Origin of the sequence: Haliscomenobacter sp. (assembly GCF_041740695.1) — a bacterium.
Lineage (GTDB): Bacteria > Bacteroidota > Bacteroidia > Chitinophagales > Saprospiraceae > Haliscomenobacter.
Genome location: NZ_JBGSLK010000051.1, coordinates 1 through 23,249, shown reverse-complemented (window position 1 = coordinate 23,249; position 23,249 = coordinate 1). Strand labels below are relative to the sequence as shown.

The window sequence follows — 23,249 nt, the reverse complement described above, 5'->3', positions numbered from 1 at the left end:
CAAATTCGACTGATTATTATTAGTTTCACACTGAGTTTTACGAGCTTTTAGAGAGACACTAGTTTACATCACCACTTAACACCCCCATGTATGCGTTTTGTACGCTATACGTTATTATTTTGTTTTCTGCTGTTAGGCTGGCTGTTTTTACAGGCCCAACCGCTCATCCCTTGTGCCACTCCTGCAATCAAATCAAGCTGGTTGACCGAGTTTCAAAAGCGACAGCGGACACCCCAATTGCGCTCCGACGAGAACAAATACATCGCCATGACGATCCATGTAGTTGGCACTGATGAAGGCAAGGAGTACATCGGTGGCAATGTTATTTTGGATGCATTGTGCGCACTCAATGAAAAGTACGCGGCCACTGGACTGCAATTTTTTGTCAAAGGAGATGTACAATACATCAACAACAGCATCCTCTTTGACCACGATAAAACAACTTTTCCACAAATTCCCAATCTGTTTTCCCGCTACAATGTCGCCGAAACGGTCAATGTATATTTTGTCCGCGACCCCATGGACGCTTGCGGATACAATTACATGCCCGGTGGAAAAAGTATGGCCGTTGTACTCAGCAATGATTGCACCAATGGCAAAGACGCCAATTGGGCCCACGAGATGGGTCATTATTTGTCTTTGCCACATACCTTTTATGGTTGGGAAATGGAAAATGTTGACCTATCAAAACCCGCACCACATGAAACCAATATGGGGGTTGAAGTGGAAATGGCCAATGGTAGCAACTGTGGCTTAGCCGGGGATGGTTTTTGTGATACTCCATCCGATTATTTATCAGGTCGCTGGGAATGTGACAGCAAAGGGATCAGTGTGATCAAACAAATGGATCCCGATGGGAATTATTTCTGTTCGGACGGTTCCTTGATCATGTCTTATTCTTTGGGGATCTGCGCCAATCGTTTTTCCCCCAGTCAGGTTGGGGCCATGCACAGCTATTTGGGCGAGGCTTTGAACACCCATTTTATGCCTACTGCGCCCTGTAGCAGCATCGAACCAGTAGGAGACATTCTTCAGTTTCCTGGCAATAAAGTGGTGGTGAGTTCTTACAACCGCAAAATTATGTTTCAGTGGAAGCAGGCCGAAAATGCCAGTGGATATTTACTTGAAGTGAGTTTGTTGGCCAATTTTGGCACGGTGGTGTACCGAGGGATCACGCGCGAAACGGCAGTAGAGGTAGCCAATTTAAGCAGCACTAGGCCTTATTATTGGCGGATCCGGCCTTTCAATGCCATGTATGCCTGCAAGTCTTATTCCACTTCCCGTTCATTTACCATCAATCAAACAACTGGTGTACCTCTATTGGAAACAGTACACGAGCTTGAGCTGTTTCCCAATCCTATCCAGCCCGGTGAATCCATTCGTTTGCGATTTGAAGCTGATGAAAACATGGCTTTAAATGCCGTTTTGGTCAATGCCTTGGGCGAAGTAGTGCATCAACAAAAAATCCAGACCAGTATCGGGAACAACGATTATTTGCTCAAACCCAATTTGCTTCCTGCGGGCTTGTACCATTTGTGGTTGAGAGGGGAGAAGGGGGCGATATCGAGAAAAGTGATTGTACATTAAATAAAAAATCGGAACCCTGCATACAAAACGCGGGATTCCGATTCCAATACTGATAATCAATATTTACTTACTGCTGATAATAAGCCTTGTCATTCTTACCACCACCTTGGATCACATCCAAACGGCGCTTGAACTCTTTGGAAGCTTCCAAGTCATTTTTCTTGGCATGGATCTCTTTCAAAGCGATCAAGGTGTTGGTATCGTTAGGATCCAGTGATTCGGCACGTTTGAAGAAAGGCAGGGCCTTTTCAAATTGTGCGAACACTTCGTCTTTCATTTCCTTGTATTTCTTCAAACCCTCTTTGGAATAATCGTTTTCCAAAGTGTTCATTTTTTGCGTAGTTACCGCAGCCTTGTTGTAGTAGAGTGCACCAATGCTGTACACAGCGTCTACGTTTTTAGGATCTTTCGCGATGGCCTGGTTGTAATAATCCAAGGCAGCGTTGAAATACTCATCCCCTTTGGCTTTGTCGCCAGCTGTATCCATCTTTTGGTACAAGTTGTCGTAAACACTGCCCAAAACGGTATACAAAGAAACGTTATTTGGTTCTTTGGCAATGGCTGCTTTCAATTTGTCGATCAGCACATCCAGTTTACCCAATTTCAGGTGGTGGTTGATGTCGGCAAAAAGCAAGCTGATTTCATCAGGGTAGCGTTGACGACCTTCTTCCAGGTATTTGTAAGCTGCATTCGCATCGTCCTTGGAATTCAGGGTGTACAAACTTTCGTAGATGGCCGCTTTGTCGTATTTGGCCGCGTACAATTTCTCCAACAATGGCTTGGCCACGTCGTTTTTCTCCGCCAGCAGTGCAGCTGTAGCGGCTAGGAAAACAGCGTACTGGTAAGACTCTTCGGTGTCCAGGATGCTTTTGGTCGCATTCTTTTTCAGGTCCTCGTGAGAGGCGAGCAGGAAGTTGAAGTTGTCGTAAGCCAGTTGGTATTTTTGCTCTTCAAAAGCTACCCGACCAAAGTTGTCCAAATTGCCCTGAACGGCTTGCAAGCCAGTAAGGATGTCTTTGGTTTCAAATTTTTTGGTCACCAATGGCAATGCCTTGGAATAAGCGGTGTATGCTTCGACAGCTGGAGCTTCTGCCTGGGGCAGGTCTTCCAATTTACCCAAATTGGTGGTTTTGATCTGGATAATCTGTGAAGCAATTTCATTGTAAATTTTGCCTTTGGTTAACCAGGCATCCAGGATGGCCTGGTTTTCGGCAACACCCATTGCTTTGTCGATGGCTTCTTTGGCTTCTTTCAGTTTGGGCTTGTTGTTAAAAGCATCCAGCGTGAAAGTATTGTAAGCTTTTTTTGCATCTTTATAGTCCTGTGCATTTACTGTAATAGTGAGGACCAGTAAGAATGACAGAGCCAGGAAAAACTGTTTTTTCATGTTAAAGATGATTTTGATTGAATAAAGTCATTGTTATGACGCAAATGTTCCGCCGTGGAACGGTTGATTGAGCTAATGTAGGGATATTTAACAAAAATTTAAGCCTAAACCTATTCCGTTACTAAGGTTTCAACGATTTCTCCTTCCTCCCCTTCTTCACCGGCTTCATGTTTGACTACGGTTACATCGGCGATATTGTCGTCGTCGTCTAAGCGGATGACCCGTACGCCTTGAGTGGCGCGGCCCATAACCCGCATTTCGTTTACAGCCATACGAATGATGATGCCAGAGCGATTGGTGATCATGAGGTCATCGTCGTCTTTAACGGATTTAATGGCCACCAGCACGCCCGTTTTATCGGTCACCTGCATGGTTTTAACCCCTTTGCCACCGCGGTTGGTCAGGCGGTATTCCTCTACTTCAGAACGTTTGCCATTGCCTTTTTCGGATACAACCAGGATGGTAGATTCCTTGTCGTCGGGTGCGATACAAACCATACCGACTACGGCGTCTCCATTCTCTTCCGATAAGGTCATACCCCGTACTCCGGCGGCACTACGGCCCATCGAGCGTACGGCAGATTCATTGAATCGCACGGCGTAACCCCGGCGGCTGGCCAAGAATACTTCGTGGCTACCACTGGTCAAGCGGGCTTCCAGCAATTGGTCACCTTCGTTGATGGTGATGGCATTGATGCCTCCGGCGCGTGGACGGGAGAAAGCTTCTACCGGTGTTTTTTTGATTACCCCGTGTTGGGTGCAGAACATGATGAAGTGGTTGTCCACGAACTCCCTGTCCACCAAACTTTCGATGATGATGAAGGCTTTAACCTTGTCTTCCTTCGGGATGGCCAAAATATTCTGAATGGCTCGGCCCGTTGCATTTTTCGCTGCTTCGGGAATTTCGTATCCTTTCAACCAATAACAACGACCTGCTGAGGTAAACAACAGCAAATAGTGGTGGGTATTGGTGACGAACATGTGTTCGATGAAGTCGGCATCGCGGGTTTTACTGCCTCGCGAGCCTCGTCCGCCGCGGCTTTGCTGACGGAATTCAGAAACGGGAGTCCGCTTGATGTAACCAAGGTGGGAAATGGTGATCACCACTTCTTCTTCCTTGATCATGTCCTCCATGTTGATTTCACCGTCGGCAGCCTCAATGGCCGTGCGGCGGGCATCACCAAAGTTGGCCTTGATTTCAGACAATTCCTCCTTGATGATTGAACGACGCAGTTCGTCGCTGTCCAAAATCGAGTTCAGGTAATCGATCAGTTTTTTGATTTCTTCGTACTCGTTGCGCACTTTGTCGCGCTCCAAGCCCGTCAAACGTTGCAAACGCATGTCGAGAATGGCTTTGGACTGAATTTCGGAGAGCCCAAAACTGCTCATCAATCCATCCCGCGCTTCATCTACGGTACGGGATGCCCGAATCAGGGCAATGACAGCATCCAGGTGATCCAGTGCAATCAACAAACCTTCCAGGATGTGGGCACGTTCTTCCGCTTTACGCAAATCGTAACGCGTACGGCGAATCACCACTTGCAAACGGAACTTGATGAACTCCACAATCATGTCCTTGATGTTGAGCGTATACGGACGCCCATCCACCAATGCTACGTTGTTGATGCCATAAGAATTTTGCAGCGGGGTGTATTTGTACAACTGGCTGAGCACCACCTTGGCGATGGCGTCGCGTTTCACTTCCACTACGACCCGAATCCCCTCGCGGTTGGATTCATTGGAGATGGCGGAAATGCCGTCGATGCGCTTATCATTGACTAGCTCAGCAATTTTTTCTTCCAGGGAAGAAATATTGACTTGATAAGGTACTTCGGTGATGATGATGAGTTCCTTGCCGGTCCGGGTGGTTTCAATTTCAACCTTACCCCGCAAAACTACCCGACCACGTCCAGTGCGGAAGCCATCACGAATGCCCGACATCCCATAGATAATGCCACCCGTAGGAAAATCAGGTGCTAGGATGTGCTTCATCAAATCATCAATGGTGATCTCCGGGTCGTCGATGGTTGCAATGACCCCGTCGATGACCTCGCTGAGGTTGTGGGGCATCATGTTGGTGGCCATCCCGACGGCAATACCAGTAGCGCCGTTCACCAAAAGGTTGGGGAAGCGGGTTGGCATGACGGTGGGCTCCTTCAGGGTATCGTCGAAGTTGTTGGCAAAATCTACCGTATCCTTGTCAATGTCCGCCAACATTTCGTCGGTGATCTTTCGCATCCGGGCTTCGGTATAACGCATGGCCGCAGGGCCATCACCGTCGATGTTGCCGAAGTTCCCCTGGGGATCGATCAATGGGTAACGCAAGGACCAATCCTGGGCCATCCGCACCATGGTATCGTACACGGAAGTGTCACCGTGTGGGTGGTACTTACCGAGTACTTCCCCGACAATACGGGCTGATTTTTTGTGCGCTTTGTTGTAGGTGACGCCCAAATCGGACATCCCGTACATGACCCGGCGTTGCACGGGTTTAAGGCCATCCCGAACATCTGGCAAAGCACGTGAAACGATCACTGACATCGAATAATCGATGTAGGCAGACTTCATTTCGTCTTCAATGTTTACGGGAATTATGCGCTGATCTAGAGGCATGCAAAATGTGATTTTTAAAAATGCTTTTTGAGCAAAAAAAAATGGTAGGCAAAGATACGATTTTTATTTTGGGAAGGGTGAATAAGTAGGGAAAAATGATGCATTGATTTACGTTAAAAACGCCATTTTGAGTCTTTTTTTGAGAGAACATCAAAAAGGAGAAACTTATGCTAATCTTTAGGTTAAGCTAAAAAAAATAAAAAATAAATTTGCAAATCAAAAAATAGTCGTACTTTTGCACCGCCTTTAGGGCTTACGTGTAACTTTTTGTCTACTGTACAATCAGCCTACCAATAGCCTGCAAATTCAACAGGCATAATATGTCCAATGGGTCGCGCGACAACTTAGAGAATTACGGATAGTGCGCCCCCGGACAGTAACACAACTTAATGAAACAATTGAATTTTTCTGAACTGGCATTGAGCCAGGAAGTGCAAAGCGCGATCACTGACATGGGCTTTGCTGAGGCTACGCCTATTCAATCCGAAGCAATCCCTCATTTGCTCAATGGGAAAGACCTGATTGGTCAAGCCCAAACGGGTACGGGTAAAACCGCAGCCTTTGGTATTCCTCTTTTGGAATCCATCGATTGTAGCACTCGTGAGGTAGCCGCAATTGTATTGTGCCCTACCCGCGAATTGGCGGTACAAGTAGCTGAAGAGCTGCGCAAATTGGCCAAGTATAAAAAAGGATTGTTCATCTCCACTATATATGGTGGTGATTCGATCCAGCGCCAATTGAAAGAGTTGAAAAGTGGCCCACAGGTTGTCGTTGGTACACCTGGTCGGGTAATGGATCACCTCAAACGCAAAACCTTGCGCCTGGAAACCATCGAAATGGTGGTACTGGACGAAGCCGACGAAATGTTGAACATGGGTTTCCGCGAAGACATCGAAAGCATCCTGGCTCAAATGCCAGTAAGCCGCCAAACGGTGTTGTTTTCTGCGACCATGCCCAAGCCAATCATGGATATCGCTCGCCGTTTCCAGAACAGCCCGGTACACATCAAAGTGGTGAAGGAAGAATTGACCAACGCCTCGATTGATCAGGTTTATTACGATATTCCGGTACAAGCCAAAGAAGCGGTGATTGCACGTTTGATCGAATACTACGACCTGCAACGGGTTATCGTGTTCGCCAACATGAAAAAAACCGTTGATGACCTTACCGAAGGACTCAACCTTTTGGGCATCAGTGCCAAAGCCATCCACGGCGACTTGAACCAAAACCAACGCAATGCGGTATTGACTGCTTTCCGTGCGGGCTCGGTGAACGTACTGGTGGCTACGGATGTGGCAGCTCGGGGGATCGACGTGAGTGCAGTAGACGGGGTGTTCAACTACGACCTGCCTTACGACGCTGAATACTATGTACACCGCATTGGCCGTACGGGTCGTGCTGGAAAATTGGGTAAATCTTTCAGTTTTGTGACTGGCCGCAACGATCGTTACCGCCTGCGCGACATCGAAGATTTCAGCAAAGTGCGCATCGAACGCCGCAATGTACCTACGGTACAGGATTTGGCGAAACAACAGCAAGCCAAATTGTGGGAAAAAGTAACCGAAACGATTGCCGAAGGTGACCTGGAGGCCTACGAAATCATGGCCCGCGATTTCTGCAAAACCAACGGTTTGGACAGCCGCCAATTGGCAATGGCCTTGGTGAAACTGTCTATGCCCAACGTCAACGCAGTTGAAATCCCCAACTTGAACGCCGAGCGCGAAAGACGCCCAGCAAGAGAAGGTGAGCAACGTGAACAACGTGGTGAGTACCGTGGTGGCAATGGCGGTGGCAACTTCAATGGCCCAAGAGGCAACAACAACGGCGGTGGCTATAAATCGGGCCCACCAAGAAAAAAAGAATACGGCTCCCCAAAGGGAGATAGTTACGCGGGCAAAAAGCCAGACGGGAAGAAAAAGTATTCCCGTGAGATGGTGTAAGCTTGAATGAATATACTGTACAAGAGCGGGATTCAACTACGGTTGGGTGCCGCTTTTGTCGACAACTCTTGTTCGAGTTGTTAACTTTTAAATTTTTAATCATGAATATTTTCGTTGCAAAATTAAGCTTTGACACGCAAGACGATGATTTACGCGAAGCGTTCGAGCAATACGGAACCGTTGATTCTGCAAAAATCATTGTAGACCAATCAACAGGGCGTTCAAAAGGATTTGGCTTTGTAGAAATGCCAAACGAGAGCGAAGCGCTCAATGCCATCGAGGGCCTAGACAACAGTGATCTGGATGGTCGTACGATTGTAGCTAAAAAAGCTGAAGACCGTGAAAATCGTGGTGGCGGCGGTGGCGGTAATCGCGGCGGCGGCGGCTACGGTGGCGGCGGCGGTAATCGTGGTGGCGGTGGCGGCTACGGTGGTGGCCGTGACAGTTACTAAATGGGAACGTTTTTGTTCATGCACAATGTAGCGTGAATCAGAGCAGTCTCAACCCTGACGTTCAATACTATTCCGCTCCAGTCGTTCCGAATGGATTCAATTGGAGCGGAATGGTAACACCCGCTGGTACAGGTCTGGAGAGACCTGTACCATTATCTGCACGTATCCAGACGTACGTAATCGAAACAAAATGAGCTTTTTAATTCTTTTAAAATAAACGATCCCCAATAAAAAAATTATTGTTTTCGTTAGATGTCTAGTGCATTAACTCATAAGTTTCACCACACTCTAGCTTGCTCTTTTGTGTAGTCCTACTTATAAGTTAATGCACTAGCTATTTTATCCCATAAACCAATCCTATTCCCACTATGGAAGATTACGACAACCTTGTAGACGCCCTGAAAGGCTTAAAAGCCCAGGGCTACGTTGTGGATTTTAACCTCATGGAGAATAGTCTGGAATGCCGTGCCGGACATTACAAATTGTTGCCCGATGAATTTCAGGTGGATAAATCGACCATGCTGCCGAAGAAAATGCTAGTGAAGCGGTGAAGCTCCTCTTGAACTCCAAAGAAGGTGCTAAACAAGTACGCGAGAATGCCAGCATCTTAATAAATGCCAGCGAAGAAGGCGCGCTACCAGTGGTAGGTCAATTGAAAGAAGCCGGTGCCAATGTAAATGCTGCCCATGAAGATGGTACCACGCCCCTCATGGCTGCCTCCGAAGAAGACCAGGAACAAGTGGTGCAATACCTGCTCAGCGTAGGCGCGGAGGTCAATGCAAAAAACAAACAAGGCTGGACTGCCCTCTCATTTGCTGCGAGAGAAAACCAAGCTGAAACGATACGGCTGCTATTGTCCAAAAAAGCTGACCTGGAAGCCCGCTGTACTTACCGCTCAATGAGTTCTTATGGCCATACAAACAAACCGACTACCATAAAACTAATTTTGGTTGCTTCATATAACAATATTTTTTTATTTTAATAAAAAGGCAATATTAGGAATAGCTTCTAATTATTTTCGATATAGCTTTTGATTTCTTTTTCAATGCCATCTGGAAATTTTGATTCTTCCCCTAAAACATAAACCTGACAAATGGATTCATCATTCATGATTGTGTTTTCATATTCAGTATTCCAGATAACTAAATGTATTTCTAGGTCACTTAATCTATGGATTTTTGCTTTAAGAATTGAATTGTCTCGTATTAATTTCAAAATATTATCATTGTGTTTTTTAAGAATATTTATTGTGTAATTTCGAAGTATTTGATGTTGCCTCAATTCTTCAGGTTGCATTTTTTTATAATATTTTGAGAACAGTTCTATGTAACCTATTTCTGGAAGTGTGCTATATCGGTGTTCCAACTTATTTCTAAGTTCAGCTCTAATTTTTCTTATTCTTTCATATATTTGATAATTACTCCTTAGATCAGCCAAGATTTCATTTAGAACATTGGATTCTTTTTCTGAGCTAGGTTCATTTGATTCTTTTTCAAATAAATTGATCAATTGTAATATTGAGTCTACAATTTTATTTCTTTCAATACCCAATACCCCAAAGCTTTCAAGTCCTTTAATTTGGGCCATTTTTAAATTATCCAATCTTGACTGTAGTAGATAAATTGTATGTTCTATTTTTTGATCATTTACAATCGATTTTAACAACAGTAATGCATCATCTAATCTATCTTTTGAAACTAAAAGTTCCGCCTTTGACAATTTCTCTTTCATGTATAATTTTTAAGGAAGATAAACAAAATATGATTGTCAAACAAAAGAGCATGTTTGATTTTTTTGTTTTAACTGAAAACGCAGCCAAAATTGAGCCATTTGCAGCAAAGCAAAAAAATAAACATGCTCTAAATTAGCTTTAATCCACCTTTATCTTAAACTCCTTCGGAGGCTCCACCCCCTGTAAATGTTTCACAAAATAATCCCATCTACGGCGCATCATGTAAAAACTATCGCCACCATAACCATGCCGCGCATTCGGAAAAATCACCAGATCAAAATCCTTGTTGGCTTTGACCAGGGCATCCACCACCAGGTAGGTATTGTAGGGCGGCACATTGTCGTCCATGGCGCCGTGGGCCAACATCAATTTGCCTTTGAGGTTGGCGGCAAAGTTTTGGTTGGCCTGGCCGTCGTAATTGGTTTTGCCCTGGGCATCCTTCACCAAAAGACCGATGTAGCGTTCGCCCCAGTCGTCTTCGTAATTGCGGTTTTCGTGGTTACCCGACTCCGAAATGCCTACTTTGTAAAAATCGGGATAGCGAAATAGAGCAGCAGCAGTAGCGTAACCACCACCCGAATGCCCCCACATGCCTACCCGATCCAGGTCTAGAAAGGGATTTTTTGCGGCCAATTGTTTGAGCCCAGAAATTTGATCCTCGAGGGTATTGTCGCCCATGTTTCCATAACATACATCGTGAAAAGACTTGGAACGACCGGGGTTACAGGTGCCATCGATCACCACCACTACAAAACCCAACTCCGCCAAAGCCTGATGATCACTACGTGCAGCACTGAATGAACGACTACCTACGCCGCCGCCTTGGGGGCCTGGATAGATGTAATTGATCACCGGGTATTTTTTGCTTTTATCCAGGTTGGTTGGCGTAAACATCAAACCGTACAAGTCCCACTTGCCATCCCGCGATTTTACGGTAATGGGCTCGGGCGCTTTCCAGCCACTTGCCACCAACTTGGAGCGGTCGGTTTTTTCCAGGGTAGCAATCAAGGCACCACTCATGTCTCTCAATACACTCACTGGCGCTACATCCGGTTTGGAATAATTGTCGGTAAAATATTTGCCATCTGGTGACAAGGTAACGTTGTGGTTGCCATCTTCGGGGGTCAACAACTGGACAGTTTTGCCTCCAAAATCCACCCGATAAAAATGGCTGAAATAAGGATCCCGCCCCTTTTCCCGACCATTGGCCAAAAAGTACAGCATCCGATTTTTTTCATCCACTTTCAACAAACGGGTGATTACAAATTCCCCTTTGGTGATTTGTTGCTTCAGTTTTCCAGTAGTGGCGTCGTACAAGTACAAATGGCCCCAGTCATCCCTTTCTGAATACCAGAGGATTTCGTTAGAGGCGGGGAGAAAACGCCAGTTGACACTTCCCTGGCCACTTTCGAATTGGGTGGCCACTTTTTCTTCAAAAATGGTTTTTACCTGGCCAGTTGTGGCGTCGGCAATGCTCAATTTGGCTTCCTTGTGGTCGCGAGAGCTGGATACAAAAGCCAATTTGCTGCCATCCGGGCTCCATTCGTTGTCATCAAAAGCACCGGAGCAAGCAATGTCGTCGCAGAGGGTGCCCCTGCGCGCATCGGCAGGCATTTGAAACCGAATGACTTTGTGGTTGTCTACTTCGATGATGATCCGTTGAATTTTGATGATCTCTTTATCCACCGGAAGGGGGTATTTCCAGGTTTCCAGCTTGGGCGTACCCACATTGGTAGACACCAGGTACATGTCGCTGACGTGCCGTTGATCCTGTTGAAAGGTGGCGATTTTTTTGGAATCGGGCGACCACAGCACCACGGGCCGCTCACTGTGCCGCCAACCAGCGTTGTCGGTGGCATACCCAAAATCTTTGATGCCATCCGTGGTGAGTTGGGTTTCTTGTTTGGTCGCTACGTCCTTGACCCACAGATTCCAATCTTTGATGAAGACTGCCTTTTTTCCATCTGGAGAAAGTACCTCTAGGCCCCCACCTCTGCGGCCCATACCCATGGGGCGCTCGCTTGCATTGGGTACCAAAGACTTTAAATCTGCGGCAGTTTTCCGGCTAGCATCAGTAGGATTGATCAGCACAAATTGGTTGCCAGTAGCGGTACTGACCGAATACCAAAATTTGCCATCGGCCAACCAGTTCGGGTTCACATTGCTGTTGTACACCAGCTTGGAGGTATTGGCGCCTAAAAATTTGACGGCCTGCTCGTAGTTGGCCGCCGTGACATTTTGCTGTGCAAATCCAGCTATGGCTAGAATGCTGAGGATTGCTGTAGTAAATAGATTTTTGTTCATTGTTAAAGATGGTTTTATTTAGTTGTTGGTAATCTGTCCCACGGGGTAGGGACAGATCAGGGGTGAAATTAGTGATTTTTATTAGTGGTTTAAAACACTGTGAAATTGTTTGGATTTAGCTCCAAAGTTCCCCAGCTTGGGGAAAACCTTCCCAGCTTTTGCCTAAAATCCCCCTTTTTCCACCCTGGCTTCATTTTTTTACCCATCTCATTGAAGCGTGGAAAACGTGATTGTTAACGGGCTGAGCAAAACTCAACCAAAACTAAACACGATGAGGCAAAAATTGAACTGGGTTGATGCGCTCAATGAATTGATTCGCATCAATTACGATCGGGTATCCGAATATGAAAAGGCCATCCAGGATGTTGAACATGAAGATGAGCGTTTGGTGACGCTGTTTAATCACCATGCCAGCATGAGCCGCCTCAATGTTCACGGATTGCGCCAACTCATTTTTTCCTTTGAAGGGGAACCCATCATGGACCCGGTCATACGGGGAAAATTGCTGCGGGTTTGGATGGACTTCAAAGCTTCGCTGTTTGGCAAAGACCGGAAATTGGTTTTGACCAGCCTTGAATCCAAGGAGTTGAAAGTCCAGCAAGCCTACGATGATGCTTTGGCGCAACATCATGATTTCCCCTACCGGATTCGTCTTGAGCTGCTCAAACAAAGGCAGTTGTTGAGAAATGCTTTGATCAGCATTCTCGATACTTCCATGATGCATGCAGCAGCAGAAGAAATGATCAATCATTAAGTTTATTAACCTAAAATACCTTTGTGTAATGAAAAAAACGCTTTTTTCTGTAGTGCTTGTAGGTGTACTATTAGCTGGATGCAGTAGGGCAAGTGTCCTTGGGTTATCGATTTTGAAGTGAATGAACGCTTGACAGAACGGAAATGAAATAAAGATTCATTTCCGTTCTGTCCCTTAAATTTTTTTCACCAAATAATTGCCAGCATGAAAAATATCAAAAATATCCTGGTGCCAACCGATTTTTCGGTCAGCGCAAGCAATGCTTTCCACTATGCCCAAGGCCTGGCGGAAGCACTGGACGCCAACCTTACGGTGGTACACGTCAAAGAATATTTTCTTCCCACTTCGGAATTGAGCATGACCCCACTTTTTGAACTCGAGGAGAAAAAAATCCTCACTGAGGCCATTGAGAGCTTCATCAGTGAAGAAAACACCTTGGGAGATGCCGATGTACTAATCGCAACCAAGGTTCAAACCCAAATTTTGAGAGGGGACACCGTGACCCAGTTGATCAAATTGTCAAATGAAGAAGACTGCGATCTAATGGTGGTTGGTACAAGTGGAGAGCACGATTTTTTTTCAAAAATCTTTGGCACGACCTCACTCAGTCTGGTCAATAAAGCCCATTGCCCGGTTATCCTGGTTCCAGTAGACACGAAGTGGACACCCATCAAACGTTTGATGTACGTGAGCAATTATGATGCGATGACCCCCGAGATGATTCGGGAAGCTGCAGCTTTTGCTCAGGGAGTCAAAGCGATGATTCACTTTGTGCACGTACCGGATTCGGGTTCAGAACAGGAAGGCGGCGCTGCCCAAATCCTCTGGGAGCAGTTGTTTACCTTGACCGGACCGAACATGCCCTACCAAGCTACCTGTGTTTTTGGGCAGGATCTCGTTGCTGAATTGGCCAGTTATAGTGAACGGCAGGGGATCGATCTGATGGTATTTGTGAGCAAGCAGCGCAGTTTTTGGGAAAACCTTTTGAGCAAAGATATGGCTCAAAATATGGCGCTGGCCACCCATGCACCCATGATGGTGATGCATTTGAATGAGGATGTAGATTAAGTGTTCAAATTGAAGGCTGATCAATAATGTTAATCAATAGAATTGTCACAACGAAAGACAGCCTGGTACAAAAAACAGTGCTCAATTAGGAACCCCCTCCTTCTGTTTTCAATATCGGTCGCTTCCATTGTAACAATTCTATTGATCTTTATATCGCTTTACTGCCGCTGATGAGCCGCAGGATAATGGCAATCGCAGCAATCACCAATAGTACGTGAATCAGGCCGCCGGCATGAAAACCGAGGAATCCGACCAACCAGGCAATTACTAAAATTACCGCGACTGTATAAAGTATGTTTCCCATGATTTTGGCACATTTAATGATGTGTGGAGAAAAAAATTACAATGCAAAGTTGCGGCTTAATTAATTCAGAAGCCTTACATAAATCCTGGAATTAGTTACATAATTCACACAGTATCAAAAAACAAGGAGAAAACAGAAAATTCCAGTTAAAATGTGTGAAATATGTAACTATGTCCTGCGATTGTGTAATACATCTGGAGTAAAAATGGCTCACCTTTGTACTATAAACTCACTATAAATTTATGAACATGAAAAACTTCAATAAAAAGATCGCACCAGCAGCAGTGATTGCCTTACTGCTGTTGTGTTTTACCAAACTTGAGGCCCAAAAAATGGAATTTGGTTTGCGCTTTATGCCGACTTTCTCATCGTTCGAAGTATTCACGCCGGGCAATGGCCGACAAATCGGCGATTACACCAATGGATACGGATTTGGTGCCACCTTGGGCTACAATTTTACGGATCACATTGGCATTCAAGTGGAAGTGATCTACAGCGCCATTGGCCAGAAATACACCGAAGTTGATGTAGAACGGAAGATCAACCTCAAATATGTCAACGTCCCCCTTTTGCTTTCACTCAATACTGGAAAATCAAAGGTGGTCAATTTTAATCTGGTCGGAGGTCCTCAGATTGGAATCAGCGTCGGAAGTGGCATTTTTACCTCCAATGATGGTGTCGACAATTCGGATGCTGTACTGGCTGTAAAAAATGGTGACCTGGGAGTCGCTTATGGAGCAGGCCTGGATTTTGGGGTCAACTCAGCACGTACCTTCCGAATAGGTTTAGGATTCCGGGGTGTTCAAGGTTTGTTTGACATCAGCGACAACAACGCTACCCTTTCAACGGATGGGTACTACCTCTTGGACCGCTCCAAAGTAAAAACCTATGCTGCGTATGCAGGGCTATCCTTATTGTTTTAATTTAAATGCATAAACATGGGACATTTCTCTCCTTTGGTGCACAAATTATACCAGGACTACGGCGCTAAGCTTTACGTCGTAGCCCTGGAAATTGCACCGAACCAATCCGCTGCTGAAAAAATACTCATTGACACCTTTGTGAAAGTCCATGAGCAGCAATTGATCCAGCTTAACGAACACCCACCCCCCATTTACATCACTTTAATCAAATTACTTTTACAAACTGCACATGAGCACCTTTATAACGATCAACTGAAATATAATTTTAAACTAAAACAATTTGAACATACCCCCTTACTGCATAAATTGATTTGTGAACAAATCAGCCTGGAAAACTATTGCCGTGAAAACAACGTCAGCCGAGCAGAAGCTGCTAGAGAGATACGGAAGGAATTGATGTCGATACGCAAAGTAAAAAGTAAAATGCCTACTTCGCAAGAGCACAAATAAACCCATAAAATACGGACTTGCTCAACTCAACTACTACTCAAAATGGAAATGAATACCTTGATTAGGTTGCCTTTTTATGCGAAGACCTCATTGTTTTTGATCGGTTTGTACATCTTTACCAGTATCCTTTTTATTGCGCAAGACATCATACTACCCCTTATTTATGCTACCATTATTGCCATTTCGATTAGCCCAGGCGTCAATTTTTTGGTCAGAAAAAAAATCAATCGAACCCTTGCTATTTTTGCTGTACTGATTTTGGCCCTGCTGCTGATCGTTGCCTTTGTCCTTTTAATAGCCACTCAAGCCAGTTTGATGGGGCAAGCCTGGCCACAATTATTGGATAAATTTGAATCCTTGCTCAATGAAGGCATTGCCTGGGCTTCGGGGTCTTTCGACATCAGTATCCTCCAAATCAATACCTGGATTGCCAAATCAAAGGCAGAACTGTTGAACAACAGCAGTGCGGCCATCGGCCTTACGCTGACCACCATGAGTGGGGTATTGGCTTCCATTTTCCTGACCCCGGTGTATATCTTCATGATTCTGTACTACCAGCCCCATTTGATCGAGTTTACCCATCGTTTTTTTGGCGTACACAACGACAACAGAGTGAGCGAAATTCTGAGCGAAACCAAGGGCATTATTCAGGGTTATCTGGTGGGGCTTTTTGCCGAATTTGCCATTGTTGCGGTGCTCAATACCTTGGGTTTGTTGGTGCTGGGGATGCAATATGCAATTTTACTGGGCATTCTTGGCGCGCTGCTCAATATCATTCCTTACCTCGGTGGCATAATTGCCATGGCTCTCTTTGCGGCAATTGCCCTGGTGACCAAATCGCCAGTGTATGTGCTGTATGTCATCACCCTCTATTCTCTGATTCAGTTCATCGACAACAATTACATTGTCCCAAAAATAGTGGGTTCAAAGGTCAAACTCAATGCCTTGGTTTCAATCATTGTGGTAATTGTCGGAGCTGCACTTTGGGGCATACCGGGCATGTTTCTTTCCATCCCATTAACCGCTGTTGTAAAACTGATCCTGGACCGGATTGAATCCTGGAAACCCTGTGGCTTTTTACTAGGAGACACTATGCCTCCCTTGGTCAAACTGGATTTGAAATTCAAAAAAAAGACAACAAAAAAGAGTGAATGATGTAACTCTTATAAGGAATTATGTAATGCTTTAAGCTTGTAAATCAGCGATATTTGTATAGTGAAAATTTTTTCACTATTAAAGTTTATGAAATTGAAAAAGAGAAAACTACTGACAATTCTAGGCATAGTTTCGGTCTTTTTATTTACTGGCTGCCAAAAAGATGATTTTGAAGAAATCGTCGGACTTTGCCCAACCGTCACGACAAGCAATCCTTTGGCTGGTGCGACCGATGTGGCGCTCAACAACAGCATTACGGTGAAATTCAATGAGAGAATGGATCCCAATACCATCAATAGTTCCTCATTCACCTTGCTGCAAACGCTGAGCCCCGTAGCTGGAACGGTTACTTACACGGATACTACAGCAACGTTTAGACCTTCCAGCAATTTACTGGCCAACACAAGTTACACCGCCCGCTTGACCACTGCAATTAAGTCGCTTAAAGGCAACGCCTTACAGCGTGACTTTGTGTGGAGCTTCAGAACGGCTATCCTGTAAAAACGGGTATTCTTTAGATCAGCGTACCGTAAATCAAAAAAATGCAAGTGAAAATGAATACTATAAAGAGACTCCGCAAGTCGGAGTCTGCTCAAAAGCTGAGCATAAAAAGTCTGATTTTAAGCACAATATTGTTGGGTGTACCCATGCTGCTACAGGCTCAAGTAACCAGTACCTATTCTCAATCTCCAGTGCGGATCGGGATAGCGGCAGGTGCCAATTTTAATTTTTACCGGGGCTCGACCCAAATGTTGAACCCAAACTTTACGGCGCCAGTAGCTTTTAATTATGCCGACGGTGTTGGTTTTTTCCTGGCACCTTTGATCGAATATGTTCATCCAACTAGTGGTTTGGGCGTTTCGCTGCAAGTTGGCTTCGATGGCCGTCAAAGTGCTTTTAACGAGGAGATTACCCCTTGTGATTGCCCAGCAGATTTGACCACCAAGCTGAGTTATGTGACCGTGGAACCAACGTTGCGCGTTGCGCCATTTGGGTCTAATTTTTACTTGTTCGGCGGGCCCCGCATGGCTTTTAATGTGGAAAAATCCTTCACCTATAAGTTGGGTATTAATCCAGCTTTTCCCGACCAAGCCCCAACACCGGATGTGAAAGGAGATTTGAGTGATGTAACGCCTACCCTGGTGTCCATGCAAATAGGCGCAGGGTACGACATCCCACTCTCTGCCCCAGACTACCCGATGCAAGCGATTTTGTCTCCCTTTATTTCGTTTCAACCCTATTTTGGCCAAAAGCCACGTTCGGTCGAAACCTGGAACATCACCACTCTGCGGGTAGGTGCAGCACTAAAATTTGGACATGGGAAAAAAGATCCCGCAACTACCACCAATACCACCAACGAGCCCCTGCCTACTAACCCGAATGTAGCGGTTGTGGATCCACAAGTTCAGTTTTTTGTGAATTCACCCAAAAACATTCCTGTAGAACGCCGGGTGAGAGAGATTTTCCCCCTGCGCAACTATGTGTTTTTTGATTTGGGCTCCACCGAAATTCCCGATCGCTACATGTTGATCACTAGAGATCAAGTCAAAGATTTTAAGGAAGATCAATTGGAAGTATTTACCCCTAAAAACTTGTCGGGCCGCTCCGCCCGTGGCATGACGGTATATTACAACCTTTTGAACATCCTGGGCGACCGGATGGGAAAAAATCCAGGCACGGCGATTACTTTGGTCGGTTCTTCGGAAAAAGGCCCGGAAGATGCGCGCATGATGGCCGAATCGGTTCAACGTTATTTGGTAAACGTGTTCAACATCAACAATTCCAGAATTGGCATCGAAGGCCGCAGCAAACCCAGCATCCCATCTGAACAACCCGGTGGTACACAGGAGCTTGACCTCCTCCGGGAAGGTGACCGCAGGGTCTCAATTGAGAGTACTTCGCCAGCTTTGTTGATGGAGTTCCAAACCGGACCTGAGGTCTTTTTGAAGCCAGTAGAATACACTGCAGTTCAGGAAGCACCTTATGACAGCTACATTACTTTTTATGTGATGGGTGGCAACGAGGCATTGAATTCTTGGTCTATGGACATTAAGGATGAAAAAAATAGGGTGCAAACTTTTGGCCCCTATACCCGTGAAAATGTAAGTTTACCCGGGAAAACGATCCTGGGCACCCGCCCGAATGGGCACTTCAACGTCACGATGACCGGGAAAACCAAATCGGGCAAAACCGTGACCAAAGAGTCCGCTGTAGACATCGCGCTATGGACTCCACCTACCAATGAAGAGGGCATGCGCTTTAGCGTCATTTATGAATTTAATGAATCAAAAGCCATCTCCATTTATGAAAAATACCTCAATGACGTGGTCATCCCCAAAATCCCCCAGAATGGAACTATGATTATTCACGGCCATACCGACATCATTGGTGACGAAAGTTACAATCAAAAACTGTCTATGGATCGTGCCAACAATGTCAAAAGCATCCTCGAAAGTGGTTTGCTGAAAGCAGGCAGAAACGATGTGAAGTTTCAAACCTATGGCTCTGGCGAAGATGAGAGTTTGTCCCCATTTGCTAATAATTACCCCGAAGAACGCTTTTACAACCGCACCGTAATCATTGACATCATTCCTCGGAATTAAGTCAATTGATGAAAACGCGCTTCAGGAGGCTGTCTGTACAAAAGTATAGGCAGCCTTTTCCCTATTTATAATCATCAAAAACAATCCAATGCGAAGCCTAGGAATAAACATCAATACAAACGTAAATGGGCTGATGGTCAGTTACAACGATGAAGGGCCAGCTGAAGCTCCAGTCGTCTTGTTCATCCATGGATTTCCTTTTAATAAATCCATGTGGAATGCTCAATTTGAAGCACTTAAGCCTACTAATCGGGTCATTGCGTATGATGTACGCGGGCATGGAAATTCTGAAGCTGGAACCGAGGATTTTTCGATTGAGCTTTTTGTTGAAGACCTGCTTGGATTTATGGATACCCTGCAACTTGACCAAGTAATTTTGTGTGGCTTATCTATGGGCGGATACATTGCCTTAAGCGCTATTGAAAAACACCCGGAACGTTTTAGTGGGTTAATATTAAGCGATTCTCAATGCCTCGCAGATACCCCGGAAGCAATAGAAAAAAGAATGGCGGCGATTGAAAGCATCCGAGAAAAAGGGGCGGAATTGTATGTTGAGCAAAGCATTCAAAACCTTTTTGCTGCAGCATCTTTTGAAACCAAACAAATGGAAATAGGCAACGTAAAGGAAATGATGAGCAAAACCACTGCACAATCTATGTGCAATACCTTGCATGCTTTGTCGGTGCGTAAAGAAACCTGTAGTAAATTATCGGAGCTAACGGTGCCTATTCTAATCTTAGTGGGAAAAGAAGATAAAATCACTCCACCCAAGGTAGCTCGTTTGATGCTTGAAAAAACCCAGAATTCTACTTTGACCATTATAGAGGATGCTGCCCATTTGGCCAACATAGAAAACCCTCACGATTTCAATCAACAACTGATGGAATTTATAGATCGATACTTTCCAAGCCATTAACACTTGCATCTTTCGACTGCTGATTTTCCGTTATGCTACTAAATAACTTGCTACTCATCATCGTACTGTTGATGGTGGTTTCTCTTTTCTCTATGTTGAGCGAGAAATTGCGGATTTCTTATCCAATTTTTTTAGTGATTTGTGGCTTGTTCATTGGGTTTATCCCTAAAGTATTGGACACCCCCCTGGAGCCAGACTTGGTCTTCCTCATTTTTTTGCCTCCACTGCTTTACGCTGCTGCCTGGAACACCTCCTGGAAAGATTTTTGGGCCTTGCGTAAGCCCATTGGGTTATTGGCCTTGGGCCTGGTCATTTTTACTTCCTGTGCAGTCGCCATTGTTGCCCATGTGTTGATCCCTGGCTTTTCCTTAGCCCTGGGCTTTTTATTGGGAGGGATCATTTCACCACCCGATGCGATTGCGGCGACCTCTGTGTTGGAAAAATTAAGGATTCCCAAGCGAGTGGTCGATATTTTGGAAGGAGAAAGCCTGGTCAACGACGCGGCGAGTTTAATCGTGTTTCGCTTTGCCTTAGCGGCAGTGTTGACCCATAAATTTGTTTTGCTAGATGCTGGACTCAATTTTGTAATCGTTGTAATCGCTGGAGTTCTAGTCGGATTGGGCATCGCCTTATTTATTTACTGGGTACACCGCTTTTTACCCACTACGCCCAGTATCGATACGGCCATTAACTTGGTGGCACCCTATCTGATGTACGTTACCGCCGAGCATTTTCATTTTTCGGGAGTATTGGCGGTGGTCAGTGGTGGGCTTTTCCTCAGTGCGCGCTCCACCGAAGTATTTTCATTCAACTCCCGACTGCAATCGCAGGGAGTATGGGATACCCTGGTCTTTTTGCTCAATGGGGTAGTTTTTATTATGATTGGCCTGCAACTTCCCATGATTTTAAAAAATCTGGATCCGGCTCCCATTAATCATGCCATTTATTATGGTGTGATCATCAGTATAGTGACCATATTGGTGCGCATCATTTGGGTTTTTCCGGCGGCCTATTTACCCCGATTGCTGAGCAAAAAAATCAGGACAAACGAAGCAGCCCCCGACTGGAAACCGGTTTTTATCATCGCCTGGAGTGGGATGCGTGGGGTAGTTTCACTAGCCGCAGCTTTATCAATACCGCTTACTTTGAGTACTGGTGCCGCATTTCCCCAGCGTGACCTGATTTTGTTCATTTCCTTTATTGTCATCCTCTGCACTTTGGTGTTACAGGGTTTGAGCTTACCTTTTTTAGTTCATGCATTTGACTTGGAAATCAAAGACGACAAAACCGAGCAGGAACTGGAAATACAAATGTACCTGGTATCCAGTGTTTTGGCGTACATCAAAACCCGGTATAGTGAAGAAATTGAAACCGACCATGCTTTTGGGGTACTGAAAAGGCGCTACGAACACTTAATGAAAACCCAACAAAAACAATTGTCCGTGGAAGAAGATATGCCTTCTTACATTTTCGCTTATCGGGCTGCGCTGTTGGAATTGATCGAGGTACGGCGAAAAGCTTTGGACGAAATGAGTGCAGATAAAAAGTATCCTAGTGAACTGATTCGCAACATTGAAAAAAGAATCGACCACGAGGAAGCGAGTTTGAGTATAGCTTTAGAAAAATAAGTGGGATTTATGTAACTCTTCTCTTTGATAGTGTAATGCTTTCAGTTTCTAATTCACTCACCTTTGGGGACAAGAATAATTCACATTGTAAAATTTAAAGATTTGAAAACTTCACTACCCAATGCACTAACAGTTATTGCATTATTATTAATCCCCCTTCTTACCTTTGGGCAGGTACTAAATCCGGGTGCCTCCTTCAGTACTTATCGTACCTTAAGTACTGCATTCATTGCAGGTAATAATGTGTTGCTTTCTGGAAGCATTGAGGGTGTTGAGAGCCTTCAAGACACTTGCCTCATCAAGGGCAATTCATTCATTTGCCCGGGGAGTCCAGCTCAACTTTGTGCACCTGCGCTTGCTGACGCTTATTTATGGAGTACTGGTGATACGACCAGATGTGTCTATGTGAGTTTACCCGGTACGTATTCGGTTACCGTCACTGCTGTTGGAGGCTTGGTCAGTACTTGTAGCAAAACCATTGCTTTAAACCAAGACACCACTTGTGAGATCACGGGCAATACTGTGATTTGTCAAGGACAAACAACCCAACTCTGTGCAGCAGTCGATGGCGCAATTGACTATTGGTGGATCACGGGAGCACAAACCCAGTGCATCAATGTAACCACGGCGGGCACCTATTCGGTAACTGTGACTAACGCCAATGGCTGCAAAAGTGAATGTACCAAGATTGTCACCGTAAGTGAAACAGATACTTGCCTGATCACGGGTCCAGATGTCATTTGTCCAGGCCAAACCGCCCGACTTTGTGTACCTGCGGGAGCTAGTGATTATTGGTGGATCACGGGGGCACAAACCCAGTGTATTGACGTGAGTACGGCGGGTACTTATTCGATAACCATCACGGATGCCAATGGCTGCAAAAGTGAATGTACCAAGATCGTTACAGTGAGTGAAACAGACACTTGCCTGATCACTGAAACCGTCATCTGTCCAGGTCAAAGCACCCGGCTTTGTGTACCTGCAGGCGCCAGCGACTATTGGTGGATCACAGGAGCCCAAACCCAGTGTATCGACGTGACCACGGCTGGCCTCTATTCGGTAACCGTGACCGATGCCAATGGCTGCAAGAGTGAATGCAGCGTGATCGTCGCCTTGAGCGGACCAGACACTTGTCTGATCACTGAAACCGTCATCTGCCCAGGTCAAAGCACCCGGCTTTGTGTACCACTAGCGGGCGCTAGCGACTATTGGTGGATCACTGGGGCACAAACCCAGTGCATCGACGTGACCACAGCTGGCCTCTATTCGGTAACCGTGACCGATGCCAATGGCTGCAAGAGTGAATGCAGCGTGATCGTCGCCTTGAGCGGACCAGACACTTGTCTGATCACCGGCCCAGATGTCATTTGTCCAGGTCAAACCGCCCGGCTTTGTGTACCTGCAGGCGCTAGCGACTATTGGTGGATCACGGGC

Annotated in this window: 19 protein-coding genes and 1 pseudogene; 15 read left to right on the top strand and 5 right to left on the bottom strand. The window is 45.5% G+C overall.

The annotated features are described in order from the left end of the window. Window positions 1–90: 90 nt before the first annotated feature. A complete protein-coding gene (locus ACEW9O_RS11040; protein WP_373550218.1) occupies window positions 91–1,587 on the top strand; it encodes a zinc-dependent metalloprotease in 1,497 nt (498 codons plus the stop codon). 67 nt (window positions 1,588–1,654) lie between these two features. Here ACEW9O_RS11040 and ACEW9O_RS11035 read toward each other — a convergent pair whose 3' ends face one another. Both ACEW9O_RS11035 and gyrA read right to left on the bottom strand, forming a co-directional pair. Then, on the bottom strand, window positions 1,655–2,974 hold the full coding sequence (locus ACEW9O_RS11035) for a hypothetical protein (protein WP_373550217.1): 1,320 nt from the start codon (window positions 2,972–2,974) through the stop codon (window positions 1,655–1,657). A gap of 110 nt (window positions 2,975–3,084) precedes the next feature. Further along, window positions 3,085–5,586 carry a DNA gyrase subunit A gene (gene gyrA, locus ACEW9O_RS11030; protein ID WP_373550216.1) on the bottom strand — a complete coding sequence of 834 codons (2,502 nt, stop codon included), beginning with the start codon at window positions 5,584–5,586 and terminating at the stop codon, window positions 3,085–3,087. 389 nt (window positions 5,587–5,975) lie between these two features. Between gyrA and ACEW9O_RS11025 the strand changes: the two genes are divergently transcribed. The 4 genes from ACEW9O_RS11025 to ACEW9O_RS11010 all read left to right on the top strand — a co-directional run bounded on the left by ACEW9O_RS11025 (window position 5,976) and on the right by ACEW9O_RS11010 (window position 8,960). Next, window positions 5,976–7,526, top strand: coding sequence for a DEAD/DEAH box helicase (locus ACEW9O_RS11025; protein ID WP_373550215.1), 1,551 nt, complete (start codon window positions 5,976–5,978; stop codon window positions 7,524–7,526). Between the two features lie 101 nt (window positions 7,527–7,627). Further along, entirely contained in the window at window positions 7,628–7,978 is a 351-nt protein-coding gene (locus ACEW9O_RS11020; protein ID WP_373550214.1) for an RNA recognition motif domain-containing protein, read from the top strand. Between the two features lie 368 nt (window positions 7,979–8,346). Then, window positions 8,347–8,529: a hypothetical protein gene (locus ACEW9O_RS11015; RefSeq protein WP_373550213.1), complete on the top strand. Its 183-nt coding sequence runs from the start codon at window positions 8,347–8,349 to the stop codon at window positions 8,527–8,529. Beyond that, window positions 8,526–8,960 (top strand): ankyrin repeat domain-containing protein, encoded by a 435-nt coding sequence (locus ACEW9O_RS11010; protein WP_373550212.1) that lies wholly within the window; start codon window positions 8,526–8,528, stop codon window positions 8,958–8,960. Before ACEW9O_RS11015 ends, ACEW9O_RS11010 begins: the two co-directional genes overlap by 4 nt. Before the next feature lie 26 nt (window positions 8,961–8,986). Here ACEW9O_RS11010 and ACEW9O_RS11005 read toward each other — a convergent pair whose 3' ends face one another. Then, window positions 8,987–9,709: a hypothetical protein gene (locus ACEW9O_RS11005; RefSeq protein WP_373550211.1), complete on the bottom strand. Its 723-nt coding sequence runs from the start codon at window positions 9,707–9,709 to the stop codon at window positions 8,987–8,989. Window positions 9,710–9,848: 139 nt separating this feature from the next. Beyond that, a complete protein-coding gene (locus ACEW9O_RS11000; RefSeq protein WP_373550210.1) occupies window positions 9,849–12,014 on the bottom strand; it encodes a DPP IV N-terminal domain-containing protein in 2,166 nt (721 codons plus the stop codon). A gap of 271 nt (window positions 12,015–12,285) precedes the next feature. On the opposite strand from ACEW9O_RS11000, the gene ACEW9O_RS10995 reads away from it, so the two are divergent. Then, window positions 12,286–12,768 (top strand): PA2169 family four-helix-bundle protein, encoded by a 483-nt coding sequence (locus ACEW9O_RS10995; protein WP_373550209.1) that lies wholly within the window; start codon window positions 12,286–12,288, stop codon window positions 12,766–12,768. Window positions 12,769–12,972: 204 nt separating this feature from the next. Further along, on the top strand, window positions 12,973–13,836 hold the full coding sequence (locus ACEW9O_RS10990) for a universal stress protein (protein WP_373550208.1): 864 nt from the start codon (window positions 12,973–12,975) through the stop codon (window positions 13,834–13,836). Between the two features lie 148 nt (window positions 13,837–13,984). Here ACEW9O_RS10990 and ACEW9O_RS10985 read toward each other — a convergent pair whose 3' ends face one another. Next, the gene (locus ACEW9O_RS10985) at window positions 13,985–14,140 is read right to left on the bottom strand and encodes a lmo0937 family membrane protein (protein WP_373550207.1); all 156 of its coding nucleotides are present in this window, start codon (window positions 14,138–14,140) and stop codon (window positions 13,985–13,987) included. A 248-nt stretch (window positions 14,141–14,388) separates the two neighbouring features. Here ACEW9O_RS10985 and ACEW9O_RS10980 point away from each other — a divergent pair, with 248 nt between their 5' ends. The 8 genes and pseudogenes from ACEW9O_RS10980 to ACEW9O_RS10945 form a co-directional block, all read left to right on the top strand. After that, window positions 14,389–15,063, top strand: coding sequence for a porin family protein (locus ACEW9O_RS10980; RefSeq protein WP_373550206.1), 675 nt, complete (start codon window positions 14,389–14,391; stop codon window positions 15,061–15,063). Between the two features lie 15 nt (window positions 15,064–15,078). Next, the gene (locus tag ACEW9O_RS10975; protein WP_373550205.1) at window positions 15,079–15,513 is read left to right on the top strand and encodes a hypothetical protein; all 435 of its coding nucleotides are present in this window, start codon (window positions 15,079–15,081) and stop codon (window positions 15,511–15,513) included. A gap of 48 nt (window positions 15,514–15,561) precedes the next feature. Next, on the top strand, window positions 15,562–16,668 hold the full coding sequence (locus ACEW9O_RS10970) for an AI-2E family transporter (RefSeq protein WP_373550204.1): 1,107 nt from the start codon (window positions 15,562–15,564) through the stop codon (window positions 16,666–16,668). A gap of 93 nt (window positions 16,669–16,761) precedes the next feature. Next, entirely contained in the window at window positions 16,762–17,169 is a 408-nt protein-coding gene (locus ACEW9O_RS10965; protein ID WP_373550203.1) for an Ig-like domain-containing protein, read from the top strand. Between the two features lie 53 nt (window positions 17,170–17,222). Then, complete coding sequence (locus ACEW9O_RS10960) at window positions 17,223–19,271, top strand: OmpA family protein (RefSeq protein WP_373550202.1); 2,049 nt, start codon at window positions 17,223–17,225, stop codon at window positions 19,269–19,271. A gap of 133 nt (window positions 19,272–19,404) precedes the next feature. Next, on the top strand, window positions 19,405–20,187 hold the full coding sequence (locus tag ACEW9O_RS10955) for an alpha/beta fold hydrolase (protein WP_373550201.1): 783 nt from the start codon (window positions 19,405–19,407) through the stop codon (window positions 20,185–20,187). A gap of 32 nt (window positions 20,188–20,219) precedes the next feature. Continuing rightward, the gene (locus ACEW9O_RS10950; protein ID WP_373550200.1) at window positions 20,220–21,815 is read left to right on the top strand and encodes a Na+/H+ antiporter; all 1,596 of its coding nucleotides are present in this window, start codon (window positions 20,220–20,222) and stop codon (window positions 21,813–21,815) included. Window positions 21,816–21,917: 102 nt separating this feature from the next. After that, a pseudogene (locus ACEW9O_RS10945) lies at window positions 21,918–23,249 on the top strand (hypothetical protein); the annotation flags it as partial.

What these genes read in the sequence shown, in the direction of transcription:
- ACEW9O_RS11035 (WP_373550217.1), bottom strand. Translation starts at nt 2,974, where the DNA reads ATGAAAAAACAGTTTTTCCTGGCTCTGTCATTCTTACTGGTCCTCACT.
- ACEW9O_RS11005 (WP_373550211.1), bottom strand. Translation starts at nt 9,709, where the DNA reads ATGAAAGAGAAATTGTCAAAGGCGGAACTTTTAGTTTCAAAAGATAGA.
- ACEW9O_RS11015 (WP_373550213.1), top strand. Translation starts at nt 8,347, where the DNA reads ATGGAAGATTACGACAACCTTGTAGACGCCCTGAAAGGCTTAAAAGCC.
- ACEW9O_RS11040 (WP_373550218.1), top strand. Translation starts at nt 91, where the DNA reads ATGCGTTTTGTACGCTATACGTTATTATTTTGTTTTCTGCTGTTAGGC.
- ACEW9O_RS11020 (WP_373550214.1), top strand. Translation starts at nt 7,628, where the DNA reads ATGAATATTTTCGTTGCAAAATTAAGCTTTGACACGCAAGACGATGAT.
- ACEW9O_RS11000 (WP_373550210.1), bottom strand. Translation starts at nt 12,014, where the DNA reads ATGAACAAAAATCTATTTACTACAGCAATCCTCAGCATTCTAGCCATA.
- gyrA (WP_373550216.1), bottom strand. Translation starts at nt 5,586, where the DNA reads ATGCCTCTAGATCAGCGCATAATTCCCGTAAACATTGAAGACGAAATG.
- ACEW9O_RS10975 (WP_373550205.1), top strand. Translation starts at nt 15,079, where the DNA reads ATGGGACATTTCTCTCCTTTGGTGCACAAATTATACCAGGACTACGGC.
- ACEW9O_RS10960 (WP_373550202.1), top strand. Translation starts at nt 17,223, where the DNA reads ATGAATACTATAAAGAGACTCCGCAAGTCGGAGTCTGCTCAAAAGCTG.
- ACEW9O_RS10955 (WP_373550201.1), top strand. Translation starts at nt 19,405, where the DNA reads ATGGTCAGTTACAACGATGAAGGGCCAGCTGAAGCTCCAGTCGTCTTG.
- ACEW9O_RS10985 (WP_373550207.1), bottom strand. Translation starts at nt 14,140, where the DNA reads ATGGGAAACATACTTTATACAGTCGCGGTAATTTTAGTAATTGCCTGG.
- ACEW9O_RS10990 (WP_373550208.1), top strand. Translation starts at nt 12,973, where the DNA reads ATGAAAAATATCAAAAATATCCTGGTGCCAACCGATTTTTCGGTCAGC.
- ACEW9O_RS10970 (WP_373550204.1), top strand. Translation starts at nt 15,562, where the DNA reads ATGAATACCTTGATTAGGTTGCCTTTTTATGCGAAGACCTCATTGTTT.
- ACEW9O_RS10995 (WP_373550209.1), top strand. Translation starts at nt 12,286, where the DNA reads ATGAGGCAAAAATTGAACTGGGTTGATGCGCTCAATGAATTGATTCGC.
- ACEW9O_RS10950 (WP_373550200.1), top strand. Translation starts at nt 20,220, where the DNA reads ATGCTACTAAATAACTTGCTACTCATCATCGTACTGTTGATGGTGGTT.
- ACEW9O_RS10980 (WP_373550206.1), top strand. Translation starts at nt 14,389, where the DNA reads ATGAAAAACTTCAATAAAAAGATCGCACCAGCAGCAGTGATTGCCTTA.
- ACEW9O_RS11025 (WP_373550215.1), top strand. Translation starts at nt 5,976, where the DNA reads ATGAAACAATTGAATTTTTCTGAACTGGCATTGAGCCAGGAAGTGCAA.